Origin of the sequence: Geodermatophilus dictyosporus (genome assembly GCF_900115505.1) — a bacterium.
GTDB lineage: Bacteria > Actinomycetota > Actinomycetes > Mycobacteriales > Geodermatophilaceae > Geodermatophilus > Geodermatophilus dictyosporus.
Genome location: NZ_FOWQ01000003.1, coordinates 1 through 12,352, shown reverse-complemented (window position 1 = coordinate 12,352; position 12,352 = coordinate 1). Strand labels below are relative to the sequence as shown.

Sequence of the window (12,352 nt, the reverse complement as noted above, 5' to 3'; positions counted from 1 at the left end):
ACGGTGCGACCCGCCGCCGCCGGCGTGGCCCTGGGCCTGGCCCTCGCCGTGGGCGTGCCCACCGCGTGGGAGCTGACCCGGCCCGCCGCGGCGGCGGGCGCGCCCGTCGAGGAGGTCCTCGGCACGCCCGCGCCGGCCGGCCCGCCGGCACCGGCGACCCCGCAGGTGGGCGTCCGCGACGCCGCACCGGCGCCGGCGGCCGAGGTCGTCGCCCCGGTGCGGCTGGAGGTCCCCGCCCGCGGGGTGGACGCCCCGGTCGACGCCACGGGGGTCACCGGCGACGGCCAGATGGAGCTGCCGGGGGACGTCGACCGGGCCGGCTGGTACCGCTTCGGCCCGGTGCCCGGGGCGCCGGGCTCGGCGGTGGTCGCCGGGCACGTGGACGACGCCGAGCAGGGCCTGGGCGCGCTCGCGCCGCTGCGCGAGGCCGAGCCCGGCGACGAGGTGCTGGTGACCGACGCCGCCGGGGCGGTGACCCGCTGGGTCGTCGCCGGCCGGGAGCTGCTGGACAAGCAGGCGCTCCCGGTGGACGCCCTGTTCCGGCGGGACGGGCCACCGCGGCTGACGCTGGTCACCTGCGGCGGACCGTTCCTCCCCGACGTCGGCGGCTACCGCGACAACGTGGTCGTCGTCGCGGAGCCCGCCCGTGACTGACCTGCTGGGGCCCCGCGCCGGCTGGAGGGGCTCTATCGTCGGGCGGGTGACGACCGAGGCGACGCCGGCCGCGCCGGACGCCGCCGGCCCGGACGACGACGAGGTCGGCCGGCGCTTCGCCGCGGGTGACGAGCAGGCGCTGGCCTGGGCCTACGAGCGCTGGGCCGCGCGCGTGCACGGCATGGCGGTGCGCGCCTTCGGCCCCGGCCCCGACGCCGAGGACGTCACCCAGCAGACCTTCGTCTCCGCCTGGACCGGCCGCGGCGGCTTCCGCCCCGAGCAGGGCCCGCTGCCGGCCTGGCTGACCGGCGTGGCCCGGCACAAGATCGCCGACACGTGGGCGCGGCGCGACCGGCAGCGCCGCGCCGCGGAGGCCGCCGCGGCCGAGGCCCAGCGCGCCCCGGCCACCGGGCCGGCGCCGGTGGACGCCTCCGTGGCCGACCGCGTGCTGCTGCTCGGCGAGCTGGACCGCCTGGGCCAGCCCCAGCGCGGCATCATCGAGCTGGCCTTCTTCGCCGACCTCACGCACAGCCAGATCGCCGAGCGCACCGGGCTGCCGCTCGGGACGGTCAAGAGCCACATCCGGCGCACCCTGGAGCGCCTGCGAGACCGGTTGGAGGTGGACGGTGCGGCACTGCACGCCTGAGGACCTGGGCCTGGCGGCCCTGGGCGAGCCCCTCGCCACCGACGACGCCGCCCACCTGGCCGGCTGCGCCCGGTGCCGCGACGAGGTCGCCGCGCTGCGCCGCAGCGTCGCCGCGCTCTCGGTCCCCGAGCTCGCCGACCCCGGCCCGCCCGTCGCCCCCCCGCCGGGGCTGTGGGCGGGCATCGCCGCGGCCACCGGGGTCACCGTCGCCCCGCGGCCGCACGTCGTCGCCGCCTCCGCACCGCCCGCCGGGGTGCCCGACAGCCCTCCGGTGCCGGTGGCCGCACCCGCCCCGGTGGCGCCGCCCGCCGTCCCCGGTCCCCCGCCCGCGCCCGTCGTGCCGCTGCGGCCCCGCCGCTCGCGGGTGCTGCTGGCGGCGGCCGCCGCGCTGGTGGCCGGGCTCGCGATCGGAGCCGGCGCGGTCGCCCTGCGCGGCGGCGACCCGGCCGGCGACGACCCGGCCGGCGGCACCGGCGTCCCGCTGGCCGCCGCCACCCTCGACCCGCTGGCCGACAGCGACGCGTCGGGCCGGGCCACCGTGGTGGAGCGGCCCGACGGCACGCGGGTGCTGGAGGTCGAGCTGGCCGCCGGCGCCCCGGCCGAGGGCTACTACGAGGCCTGGCTGCTCACCGAGTCGGTCTCCGGGCTGATCCCGCTCGGCGTGGTGCGCACCGGCACCGACTCCTTCGAGCTGCCCGCCGACCTCGACCTCGGCGAGTACCCGGTGGTCGACGTCTCGGTCGAGCAGCTGGACGGCGACCCGACGCACTCCGGCGTCTCGGTGGCGCGCGGCCAGCTGGACACCTGAGCGCGCGCACTACCGTCGGGGCGTGACCGCGCTCGACCTGCTGCTCCCGCACGAGGACCTCGGCGACTCCTGGCGGGCCGCCCGCCCGCGGCCGGCCGGGCGGCACCTGGACACCGCGGCGTGCAGCCGGCAGAGCAACCGGGTGCTCGAGGCGGTGGCCCACCACGCGCGGCACGAGGCCGAGCTCGGCGGGTACGTCGCCGAGGCCACCGCCGGCGACCTGCTGCAGCAGGGCCGCAGCGTCATCGGCGGGCTGGCCGGGATGGCCGCGGCCGACGTGGTGTTCGTCGAGTCGGCGCAGGCGGCGCTGGCGGCCCTGCTCGCGGCCTGGCGGCTGCCCGCCGGCTCGCGCGTGGCCCGGGTGCCGGGTGAGTACGCGCCCAACGCCGCGATGCTGCGCGACGCCGGCCTCGAGGCGGTCCCGATGACCGTGGACGGCGACGGCCGGGTCGACGTCGAGGCGCTCGGGCGGCTGCTGGCCGCCGACCCGCCCCGGTTCGTGCACCTGACCCACGTGGCCAGCCACCGCGGCGTCGTCCAGCCGGCCGCGGAGGTGGCCGCGCTGTGCCGGGAGCACGGGGTGCCGCTGGTGCTCGACGCCGCGCAGTCGCTCGGGCACGTGGACGTCGACCTCGGTGCCGACGTCGTCTACTCGACCTCGCGCAAGTGGCTGGCCGGCCCGCGCGGGGTGGGTGTGCTGTGCGTGCGCCCGGCGGTGACCGCGGAGCTGCGGCCGGTGCTGCCCGCGCCGGCCGACCTGCCGCCGCTGCGGGCGCTGGAGAGCGGCGAGGCGCACGTGGCCGGCCGGGTCGGGCTGGTGCTGGCCGTCGGGGAGCACCTGGCCGCCGGGCCCGACCGGGTGCGCACGCGGCTGGCGGCGCTCGGCCGCGTGTCGCGGGAGGTGCTCGACGGTGCCGCCGGCTGGCGGGTGGTCGAGCCCCTCGACGAGCCGACCGCGACCACCACGCTGCGCCCGCCCGACGGCGTCGACGTCGTCACCACCCGGGCGCGGCTGCTCACTGAGCACGGCATCGTCACCACCGCCGCGCTGACCGAGCGGTCGCCGGAGGAGATGACCGCACCCGTGCTGCGGGTGTCGCCGCACCTGGACGCCACCGCCGACGACCTCGCGGCCCTCGCCGCCGCCCTCTGACCGGTGCGACTCCGCGGACGTGCACGGCCTGCCGGGCCGCTCGGAGGCGCTGCGACACCTGGGGCCTGACGGCGAGCGCGTGCGCCGACGCCGCACTCCCGGCGTGCGGACGGGGCGTCGGCGCCCACGGTCAGCCGGCGATCCCGGCGAGGCGGTCCATCGTGGCCAGCACCCGGTCCTGCAGGCCGGGGTCCTCCAGCGCACGCGGCGTCCGGGCCGGGCGGCGTCCGGCCGTGTAGCCGCCGGGCCAGTCGCCGGCCGCGGCCAGCGCCACCCGCGCGCCGCCGTCCTCGACGTCGCCCGGCGCGCCCGGGGAGGCCAGCTTGGTGCGCACCCAGCCCGGGTCGACGGCGCCCACGCGCAGGGCGGGCAGCCGCCGGGCCCAGCCGAGCGACAGGACGACGTCGAGCGCCTTGGAGTCGGCATAGGCGCGGCGCGGCTCCCGCGGGCTGCCGAGGTCGCCGGGGTCGACGCGGCCCGAGCCGACCATGCCGCTGCCGAGGAACACCAGCCGCTCCCGCACCCGCTCGTGCACCAGGGCGGTGAGCAGGTGCGGGGCCAGCGCGTTGACGGCGAACGCGAGCTCGTGGCCCTGGGCGCTGGGCGGCGCCCCGTCGGGCGGCCACACGCCGGCGTTGTGCACGAGCGCGTCGAGGTCGCCGAGCTGCCCGGCGAGCGCGCGCACCTGGTCGAGGTCGGCCAGGTCGCCGGTGACCAGACGGACGTCGCCGAGCCGGCCGAGCTCCTCGGCGACCGGCGCGCCCCGGGTCTCGCTGCGGGCGTGCAGGACGACGGTGTGCCCGTCGCCGAGCAGCTGCCGTGCGGCTGCCCGCCCGATGCCGTCGGTGGAGCCGGTGATCGCGATCGTCGCCACGGCCCGGGCCTACCCGCGCGCCGTGGCCTCCCACCGGCGCTGCAGGGCGGCGCGGCCGGCGCCGGTCGGGCGGCCCCACAGCCGCAGGCGGGCCATGCCGCCGTCAGGGAAGACGTCCGTCCGCACCGAGGTCACCGCGGCGTCGCCGGGGAGCACGAAGCGGTGGCGGGTGTCGGGCTGCAGGGGCGTGCGGGGCAGCAGCTCCACGTCGGCGCCGTCCGGCGTCCGGCCGGTCAGGGACGCCGCGCCGGGCGCGTTGCCGAGGAACCAGGAGGTGTCCAGCTCGGCGAGGGTCACCGTGCCCTCGCAGGCCAGCGCCACCTCGACCCAGTCGTTGCCGTCGTCGCGGCGCCGGGCGTTCTCCCAGCCCTCGCCCATGGAGCGGGCCTCGCCGCGGCCGATCAGCTGGAGGGGGCTGCCGTAGAAGGCGTTGCTCACCCCGGTGACCCGCCCGCCGTTCTCCAGCGCGGCGAGGTCGCACGGGCCGGCGTCGAGCAGCCGCGGGTCGGCGACCACCTCGCCGTGCACCCGCAGCCGGGCCACCCCGCCGTCGGGGTGGATCGACAGCCGCACGTGGGTGACCCGGGGCCCCGGCTCGACGGCGAACCGGTTCTGCGTGCCGCCGGCCAGGTCCGACAGCGGCAGCAGCGGCACCCAGTCGGCGTCCGCGAGCGCCGACGCGGGCGGGTGGCCCTGCACCGAGGCGCCCTCCAGCGAGGCCCGCGGCGGGTAGTTGCCCAGGAAGAACGCGGTGTCGACGACGACGGCGTGCACGACGCCCGGCATCCCGAGCCGCACGACCGCCCAGTCGCTGCCCGGCTCGCGGCGGCGGCGGGTCTCCCAGCCGTCGTACTCCTTGCCGCGCGCCCCGAAGTCCTCCCGGGCGCGCGCCGGACCGGGGGCGACGAGGTTCTCCTTGCCGGCGAAGAACTCGTCGTTGGCGGCGACCACGGCACCGCCCTGGGTGCGGACGGCGAGGTCGGGCAGGTCGAACGGGTCGCTCACGGGGGTCACTGTCGCACGGGCGGGGTAGGGGCCACGGGTCCACGACAGCACCGAGGAGGACCCGTGTCCGAACCGACCGACGACCTGCGCGAGCGCGCCCGCGAGCACGTCCGGCAGATGCCCGCCGAGACCGCGCTCGGCAACGCCGACCCCGCCGGTGGCTCCACCGACGACCCGCAGATCATGAACGACGCCGCCCGCGAGGAGGGCGAGCAGCAGTCCTGATCAGCGGTCCCCTCGGTTCAGCAGCCGGCCGAGGGGGCTGCCGTCGGCCTCCTGCCCGCGCAGCCAGGTGCGCCGGACGACGCCGGTGAGCTCCCTCCCCGCGTAGGGCGTCACCGGGTTGCGGTGCTCGAGCCGGCCGACGGTGAACCGCTCCTCGGGCGCGAACACGACCAGGTCGGCGTCCTTCCCGACGGCGATGGCGCCCTTGCCCGGCAGCCCGGCCAGCCGCGCCGGCGCCGCCGACATCCAGCCCACCACCTCGGCCAGGCCGATCCCGCGGGCCCGCGCGCCCGTCCACACCGCGGGCAGCGCCACCTGCAGACCCGCGATCCCGCCCCACGCCAGCCCGAAGTCACCGACGTCGAGCCGCTTGAGCTCGGGCGTGCAGGGCGAGTGGTCGCTGACGACCATGTCGATCACGGGAGGGTCCACGTCGCCCGCCCGCAGCGCGCCCCACAGCGCCTCCCGGTGCGCGGCCTCCCGGATCGGCGGGCAGCACTTGAACGCGGTGTCGCGGTCGGGCACGTCCTCGGCGGCGAACGTCAGGTAGTGCGGGCAGGTCTCCACCGTGACCCGCACGCCCGAAGCCCGGGCCGCACGCAGCAGCGGCAGCGCGTCGCCGTCGGCCAGGTGGACGACGTGGCTGCGCGCCCCGGTGTCCCGGGTGGCCGCGACCAGCCGGCCGATCGCCGTCTCCTCCGCCGCCGGGGGCCGCGAGGCGAGGAACGCCGGGTAGCTCCCGCCCGCCGGCTCCGGCGCCGCGGCGATGACGGCCTCGTCCTCGGAATGGGCGATGAGCAGCCCGTCGAAGGACGCCAGCTCGACCAGCGCCGCACGGAGCCCGGCGTCGTCCAGCGGCGGGAACTCGGGGACGCCGGAGTCGAGCAGGAAGCACTTGAACCCGACGACGCCGGCCTCGTGCAGCGGCCGCAACTGGTCGACGTTGCCCGGGACCGCCCCGCCCCAGAACGCCACGTCGACGGCGACCTGCCCCGCGGCGACCTCGCGCTTGACCCGCAGCGCCTCGGGCGTGGTGGTCGCCGGCACGGAGTTCAGCGGCATGTCCACGATCGTCGTGATCCCGCCGGCGGCCGCGGCACGGGTGGCGGTCGCGAAGCCCTCCCACTCGGTGCGGCCGGGCTCGTTGACGTGCACGTGGCTGTCGACCAGGCCTGGCAGCAGCACCTCGTCGTCGCCGAGGGTCACCACGCCGGGCGGGGCGTCGTCGAAGCCGGTGACCGCGGTGACCACGCCGCCCCCGGTGTGCACGGCCGCGGCGCGCTCACCGTCGGGGAGCAGCACCCGCCGGGCGCGGACGACGAGCGTCACGCGACCGCCTCCACCGCACGGACCACCCGGTGCAGCTCGGCGCCCCAGGCCGTGGCCACCCACCCGTCCTCCAGCGGCAGGCGGACGGCGTCGTCGACGGTGAGCACCCCGGCAGCCTGCCCCACGTGCACGGTCGACGCGTAGGCGCGCGGCGCCACCGGGGGCAGCCAGGCCGGCGCACCGGGACCGAGGCCGACGGTCGTGTGCAGCAGCGGCCGGCCGTCGACGACCACGCGGGTCGTGCCGGTCCAGCGACCCGGCTCCTCGCCGGTGCGGCCGAGCAGCACCTGCTCGGTGGCGGTGAGGACGGCGCCGGGCGCCAGGGTCGCGGTCAGCCCGGCCCGGTGGTGCGCCCGGGCGGCCACCACCGTGGGCTCGGGTCGCAGGTCGAGCGACCCGGCCACCTCGGCCACGACGCGCTGCGCCGAGGGGCGGTCACCGCCGCGGTCGGGCAGCGCGACGGCCGCGGCCACCGTGCGCACCGCCAGCGTGGCGCCCTCCTCCACGACCAGCCGGATCTCCGCGTCGTCCCCGCCGAGCGGGCCGAACGCCGTCGCCACCAGGTGCACCGACGCCGGTCCGGTGCGCCGGACCGCCAGCTGCCCACTGCCGCGGACCACGGGCAGCACGGTCCGCCCGCCGGGCCCGCGCCGGGCGACGACCTCGACCCGGGTGATCACGCCACCACGCGGACCCGGACCTGTTCGCGCACCCAGTCGGCCACCGCGGCGGCCGTCGGGTCCTCGCGCAGCGAGATCAGCAGGGTGGGCCGGTCGCCGCGGACCGTCGCCGAGTCCCGGCGCATGACGTCGAGGTCGGCCCCGACCAGCGGCGCCAGGTCGGTCTTGTTCACCACCAGCAGGTCCGACGCGGTCACCCCGGGCCCGCCCTTGCGCGGCACCTTGTCCCCGCCGGCGACGTCGACGACGAACACCTGCACGTCGACCAGCCCGTAGCTGAAGCTCGCCGTCAGGTTGTCCCCGCCGGACTCGACGAACACCAGCTCCAGCCCCGGGTGGCGGTCCTCGAGCAGCTCGACGGCGTCGAGGTTGGCGGTGATGTCGTCGCGGATCGCGGTGTGCGGGCAGCAGCCGGTCTGCACCGCCTCGATCCGGTCGTCGGGGAGGACGGCGTTGCGGCGCAGGAAGTCGGCGTCCTCGGTCGTGTAGATGTCGTTGGTGACGACGGCGAGGTCGTACTCGGCGCCCAGCGTGCGGCACAGCGCCGCGGCGAGCGCGGTCTTGCCCGATCCGACGGGTCCGCCGAGCCCGACGCGCAGCGGCCCGCCGTGCCGGTGCGGGACGGCGGCGTCGACGTAGTCGTCCAGGTCGTGGTCAGGCGGCATGGGTGCTCCCGGTGACGTTCATGAGGCGAAGAAGCGGTCCCTTCGTGCGGCGTGCACCTCGGCGAGGAGGTCGAGGAGCGGGTCGGCGTCGGCGGGCAGCCCGTCCCGGAGCGCGCCGTCGGCGACGGCGTCGATCCCGGGGGCCAGCCGCGCGGTGACGGCGGCGACGGTGAGCGGGTCCATGGCGAGCAGGCGCTGGGCCGCCGTCGCCGGGCCGCTGACCGACAGGTAGGCGGCGGCTCCGGCAGCGTCGCGCGGGGTCAGGCCCCCGGCGGTCGCGGCGGCGCCGAGCGCGACGGGGTGGTGCGGGGCGGCGGGCAGCGCGTCCCACAGCGGCGAGGGCCAGGCGCGGCGGCCCACCCGCACCAGCCCGCGTCCCTGCTGCCGGGACGCCGCCCGCAGCGCCGGCGACGGCGTCCGCGCGTCGGCCTCGGCGTCCAGGGCGGCCGGGTCCCCGCCCCGGCACGCAGCAGCGGCGAGACCGGCGGCGACCCGGCCGGCGGTCTGGAGCCGGCGCAGCAGGAAGCCGGCCAGGGACGAGGGGTCGTGCACCAGCCCGGCGGCGATCGCCTGCTCCACCCCGCCGGAGTGCGTGTGCCCGCCCGCGGGCAGCCGCGCGTCGGCCAGCGTCAGCAGCGCTGCCGTCATCAGAAGAGGAAGTACCGCTGCGCCATCGGCAGCTCGCGCACCGGTTCGGGCTCCCACACCTCGCCGTCCACGGTCACCGTGAAGGTGTCGGGGTCGACCCGGATCTCCGGCAGCGCGGTGTTCTCCGGCATGTCGGTCTTGGTGAGCCGCGTGGTGTCGGTGACCGCGGCCAGCCGACGGTCCACGGCGAGCCGGTCGCCCAGCCCCGCCTCCAGCGCCGCCGGGGCGACGAAGTGCAGCGACGTCCGCGCCGGCACCCGCCCGGAGGCGCCGAACATCGGCCGGGGCAGCTGCGGCTGCGGCGTCGGGATGGAGGCGTTGGCGTCGCCCATCTGCGCCCAGGCGACCATGCCGCCCTTGAGCACCGCGTGCGGGCGGACGCCGAAGAACCGCGGGTCCCACAGCACCAGGTCGGCGAGCTTGCCCGGTTCCACCGAGCCCACCTCGCCGTCGATGCCGTGCGCCACCGCGGGGCAGATCGTGTACTTCGCGACGTAGCGGCGGGCCCGCAGGTTGTCGGCGGCACCGTCCCCGGCCAGCGACCCGCGCTTGCGCTTCATCACGTGCGCGGTCTGCCAGGTGCGCAGGACCACCTCGCCCACCCGGCCCATGGCCTGGGCGTCGGACCCGATCATCGAGATGGCGCCGAGGTCGTGCAGCAGGTCCTCGGCGGCGATCGTCGTCGGGCGGATCCGGCTCTCGGCGAAGGCGAGGTCCTCCGGCACGGAGGAGTCCAGGTGGTGGCAGACCATCAGCATGTCGAGGTGCTCATCGAGCGTGTTCACCGTGTGCGGCCGGGTCGGGTTCGTGCTGCTGGGGAGCACGTTCCGGTGCCCGGCGACGGTGATGACGTCCGGCGCGTGACCGCCCCCGGCACCCTCGGTGTGGTACGCGTGGATGCTCCGGCCGGCGATCGCGGCGAGCGTGTCCTCGACGAAGCCCGCCTCGTTGAGCGTGTCCGAGTGCAGCGCCACCGGGACGCCGTGCCGCCCGGCCACGGTCAGGCAGGCGTCGATCGCCGCGGGCGTGGAGCCCCAGTCCTCGTGCAGCTTGAAGCCGCTCGCGCCGCCGCGGAGCTGCTCCTCCATCGACTCCTGCGAGACGGTGTTGCCCTTGCCGAGCAGCGCGACGTTCACCGGGAGCGGGTCCATCGCCTCGAGCATCCGGGCCAGGTACCAGTCGCCGGGGGTGATGGTCGTGGCCTTCGACCCCTCGGCGGGGCCGGTGCCGCCGCCGATGAGCGTCGTGACGCCCGAGCCCAGCGCCGTCGGCACGATCTGCGGGCAGATGAAGTGCACGTGGCAGTCGATCCCGCCGGCGGTGAGGATCCGCCCGTTGCCGGCCATCACCTCGGTGCCGGGGCCGATCACCAGGTCGGGGTGGACGCCGTCCATCGTGTCGGGGTTGCCCGCCTTGCCCAGCGCGACGACCCGCCCGTCGCGGATGCCGACGTCGGCCTTGACGACACCCCAGTGGTCGAGGACGACGGCTCCGGTGACCACCAGGTCGGGAGCGCCCTGAGCGCGGGTGGCGCGGCCCTGGCCCATCGACTCGCGGATGACCTTGCCGCCGCCGAACACCGCCTCCTCGCCGGCGCGGCCGGGGCCGCCGCAGCGGTCCTCCTCGACCTCGATCAGCAGGTCGGTGTCGGCGAGCCGGATCCGGTCGCCGGTGGTGGGGCCGTAGAGCTGGGCGTAGCGCTCGCGGGACAGCTGGACCATCAGCCGAGCCCTCCCTCGGCGGTCAGGCCGGGGACGACGCGCGCGCCGGCCAGCGGCACCAGCGTCACCGTGCGCGTGATGCCGGGCTCGAAGCGGACGGCGGTGCCGGCGGCGACGTCGAGCCGGTGTCCGCGCGCGGCGTCGCGGTCGAAGGCCAGCGCCCGGTTGGTCTGGGCGAAGTGGACGTGTGAGCCGACCTGCACCGGCCGGTCGCCGGTGTTGGTCACCTCCAGCTCGACCCGCGGGGCACCGGTCAGCGTCTCGATGACACCCTCGGCCGGGATCACCTCCCCCGGGATCACGGGATGGGCTGGTGGACGGTCACCAGCTTGGTCCCGTCGGGGAAGGTCGCCTCCACCTGCACCTCCTCCAGCAGCTCGGGGACGCCGTCCATCACGTCGTGGCGGGTGAGCACCGTGCGACCGGACTGCATCAGCTCGGCCACCAGCGCGCCGTCGCGGGCGCCCTCGAGCACGTGGTCGGTGATGATCGCCGTCGCCTCCGGGAGGTTCAGCACGAGCCCGCGGGCCTGCCGGCGACGGGCGAGCTCGGCGGCGTAGGAGAGCAGCAGCCGCTCCTGCTCGTGCGGGGAGAGGTGCACGCGGGGTCCTCCGGGGGGTCGGCGGAGCCCGGACGTTAACCGCCGGATGTGTCGCGCCCGTTACCGGAGCGGCCGGAAGAACTCCCGGACGTCGGCCACCAGCTCCGCCGGACGCTCCATCGCGGCGAAGTGCCCGCCGCTGTCGTGCTCGCGCCAGAACCGGAGGTCGGTCAGCTGCCGCTCCACCCAGGCACGGGTCGGCTGGAAGATCTCGTGCGGGAACACCGACACCCCCGTCGGCACCGCCACCTGCGGCTCGCGCTCCTGCGGGGCCCTCGCCATCTCCCAGTACATCCGCGCCGACGACGTGGCGGTCCCGGTGAACCAGTAGACCGAGACGTCGTCGAGCAGGCGGTCGATGCCGAGGGCGGCCACCGGGTCGCCGTCGCAGTCGCTCCAGGCGGCGAACTTCTCGAGGATCCACGCGGCCTGCCCGGCCGGTGAGTCGGTGAGCCCGTACCCGAGGGTCTGCGGCCTGGTCCGGTGCTGCTGGCTGTAGGAGGAGCCCTCGGTCCGGAAGGCGCGCAGGCGGTCGAGCGCCGCCTGCTCGCGCGCGTCGAACTCCGTCTGCCCCGCCGGCGGGCCGGTCACCACCATGTTGAGGTGCACGCCCACGACCCGGTCGGGATGGCGGGCGCCGAGGTTGGCCGAGACGAACGAGCCGATGTCCCCACCCTGCGCGCCGAAGCGGTCGTAGCCGAGCCGGCGCAGCACCTCGGCCCAGGCGTCGGCGGTGCGTCCCGGTCCCCAGCCGGGGGCGGTCGGCTTCCCGCTCCACCCGTAGCCCGGCAGCGACGGGACGACGACGGAGAAGGCGTCGGCCGGGTCCTCCGGCTCGGTCAGGGGGCCCAGGACGTCGAGGAACTCGAGCACCGACCCGGGCCAGCCGTGGGTCAGCACCAGCGGGAGCGCCCCCTCGTGCGGGGAGCGGACGTGCAGGAAGTGGACGGGCAGCCCGTCGACCACCGTCGTGGCCTGGGGCACCGCGTCGAGGCGCGACTGCACGGCCGTCCAGTCGTACTCCTCGGCCCAGTACCGGCAGACCTCCCGCAGCCAGTCGACGGGGACTCCTTGCGACCAGTCGTCCACGGTGGCCGCCTCCGGCCAGCGGGTCGCGCGGAGCCGGCGCCGCAGGTCGGCGATGGCGTCCTGCGGCACGTCGACGGTGAAGGGCCTGACGGCGTCGTCCACGGCGTCACCGTAGCGACGCGGCCGTTCCCGCGGACGGCTCGACCCCGGGAATGCCGAAGGGCCCCCACCGTGTGGTGGGGGCCCTCCAGGGAATGGTTGTCCGGCGGTGTCCTACTCTCCCACCCCGTCTCCAGGGCAGTACCATCGGCGCT

Annotated in this window: 15 protein-coding genes; 5 read left to right on the top strand and 10 right to left on the bottom strand. The window is 77.2% G+C overall.

Annotated features, from left to right (window positions below; all coding sequences use genetic code 11):
* Positions 1-3 precede the first annotated feature (3 nt).
* The 4 genes from BMZ33_RS07345 to egtE are packed head-to-tail and all read left to right on the top strand — an operon-like array spanning position 4 to position 3,261.
* Positions 4-654: a class F sortase gene (locus tag BMZ33_RS07345; RefSeq protein ID WP_091108947.1), complete on the top strand. Its 651-nt coding sequence runs from the start codon at positions 4-6 to the stop codon at positions 652-654.
* Positions 655-700: 46 nt separating this feature from the next.
* Positions 701-1,300, top strand: a complete 600-nt coding sequence (locus BMZ33_RS07340; protein ID WP_169064015.1) for an RNA polymerase sigma factor — start codon at positions 701-703, stop codon at positions 1,298-1,300.
* Complete coding sequence (locus BMZ33_RS07335; RefSeq protein WP_091108945.1) at positions 1,281-2,108, top strand: anti-sigma factor; 828 nt, start codon at positions 1,281-1,283, stop codon at positions 2,106-2,108. Before BMZ33_RS07340 ends, BMZ33_RS07335 begins: the two co-directional genes overlap by 20 nt.
* A 22-nt stretch (positions 2,109-2,130) precedes the next feature.
* Positions 2,131-3,261 carry an ergothioneine biosynthesis PLP-dependent enzyme EgtE gene (gene egtE, locus BMZ33_RS07330; protein WP_091108944.1) on the top strand — a complete coding sequence of 377 codons (1,131 nt, stop codon included), beginning with the start codon at positions 2,131-2,133 and terminating at the stop codon, positions 3,259-3,261.
* A 130-nt stretch (positions 3,262-3,391) separates the two neighbouring features.
* Here egtE and BMZ33_RS07325 read toward each other — a convergent pair whose 3' ends face one another.
* A complete protein-coding gene (locus tag BMZ33_RS07325; protein WP_091108943.1) occupies positions 3,392-4,135 on the bottom strand; it encodes an SDR family NAD(P)-dependent oxidoreductase in 744 nt (247 codons plus the stop codon).
* Positions 4,136-4,144: 9 nt separating this feature from the next.
* Complete coding sequence (alc, locus tag BMZ33_RS07320; RefSeq protein WP_091109677.1) at positions 4,145-5,140, bottom strand: allantoicase; 996 nt, start codon at positions 5,138-5,140, stop codon at positions 4,145-4,147.
* A 63-nt stretch (positions 5,141-5,203) separates the two neighbouring features.
* Here alc and BMZ33_RS23160 point away from each other — a divergent pair, with 63 nt between their 5' ends.
* A complete protein-coding gene (locus BMZ33_RS23160; RefSeq protein WP_169064014.1) occupies positions 5,204-5,365 on the top strand; it encodes a hypothetical protein in 162 nt (53 codons plus the stop codon).
* Here BMZ33_RS23160 and allB read toward each other — a convergent pair whose 3' ends face one another.
* Genes allB through BMZ33_RS07280 form a run of 8 tightly spaced genes read right to left on the bottom strand, consistent with a single transcriptional unit; the run spans position 5,366 to position 12,200 of the window.
* The gene (gene allB, locus BMZ33_RS07315; RefSeq protein ID WP_091108942.1) at positions 5,366-6,694 is read right to left on the bottom strand and encodes an allantoinase AllB; all 1,329 of its coding nucleotides are present in this window, start codon (positions 6,692-6,694) and stop codon (positions 5,366-5,368) included.
* Positions 6,691-7,374 (bottom strand): urease accessory protein UreD, encoded by a 684-nt coding sequence (locus BMZ33_RS07310; protein WP_091108941.1) that lies wholly within the window; start codon positions 7,372-7,374, stop codon positions 6,691-6,693. The genes allB and BMZ33_RS07310 overlap by 4 nt, the downstream gene beginning before the upstream one ends.
* Positions 7,371-8,039 carry an urease accessory protein UreG gene (gene ureG / locus BMZ33_RS07305; protein ID WP_091108940.1) on the bottom strand — a complete coding sequence of 223 codons (669 nt, stop codon included), beginning with the start codon at positions 8,037-8,039 and terminating at the stop codon, positions 7,371-7,373. Before ureG ends, BMZ33_RS07310 begins: the two co-directional genes overlap by 4 nt.
* 18 nt (positions 8,040-8,057) lie before the next feature.
* Entirely contained in the window at positions 8,058-8,687 is a 630-nt protein-coding gene (locus BMZ33_RS07300) for an urease accessory protein UreF (RefSeq protein WP_169064013.1), read from the bottom strand.
* Positions 8,687-10,408 carry an urease subunit alpha gene (locus tag BMZ33_RS07295; RefSeq protein WP_091108939.1) on the bottom strand — a complete coding sequence of 574 codons (1,722 nt, stop codon included), beginning with the start codon at positions 10,406-10,408 and terminating at the stop codon, positions 8,687-8,689. The genes BMZ33_RS07300 and BMZ33_RS07295 overlap by 1 nt, the downstream gene beginning before the upstream one ends.
* Positions 10,408-10,710, bottom strand: coding sequence for an urease subunit beta (locus BMZ33_RS07290; RefSeq protein WP_091108938.1), 303 nt, complete (start codon positions 10,708-10,710; stop codon positions 10,408-10,410). Before BMZ33_RS07290 ends, BMZ33_RS07295 begins: the two co-directional genes overlap by 1 nt.
* Positions 10,707-11,009, bottom strand: a complete 303-nt coding sequence (locus BMZ33_RS07285; RefSeq protein ID WP_091108937.1) for an urease subunit gamma — start codon at positions 11,007-11,009, stop codon at positions 10,707-10,709. Before BMZ33_RS07285 ends, BMZ33_RS07290 begins: the two co-directional genes overlap by 4 nt.
* A 60-nt stretch (positions 11,010-11,069) precedes the next feature.
* Entirely contained in the window at positions 11,070-12,200 is a 1,131-nt protein-coding gene (locus tag BMZ33_RS07280; protein WP_091108936.1) for an epoxide hydrolase family protein, read from the bottom strand.
* Between the last annotated feature and the right edge of the window lie 152 nt (positions 12,201-12,352).

Coding starts and splice junctions, on each gene's coding strand:
- ureG (WP_091108940.1), bottom strand. CDS start 8,039: ATGCCGCCTGACCACGACCTGGACGACTACGTCGACGCCGCCGTCCCG.
- BMZ33_RS07300 (WP_169064013.1), bottom strand. CDS start 8,687: ATGACGGCAGCGCTGCTGACGCTGGCCGACGCGCGGCTGCCCGCGGGC.
- BMZ33_RS07295 (WP_091108939.1), bottom strand. CDS start 10,408: ATGGTCCAGCTGTCCCGCGAGCGCTACGCCCAGCTCTACGGCCCCACC.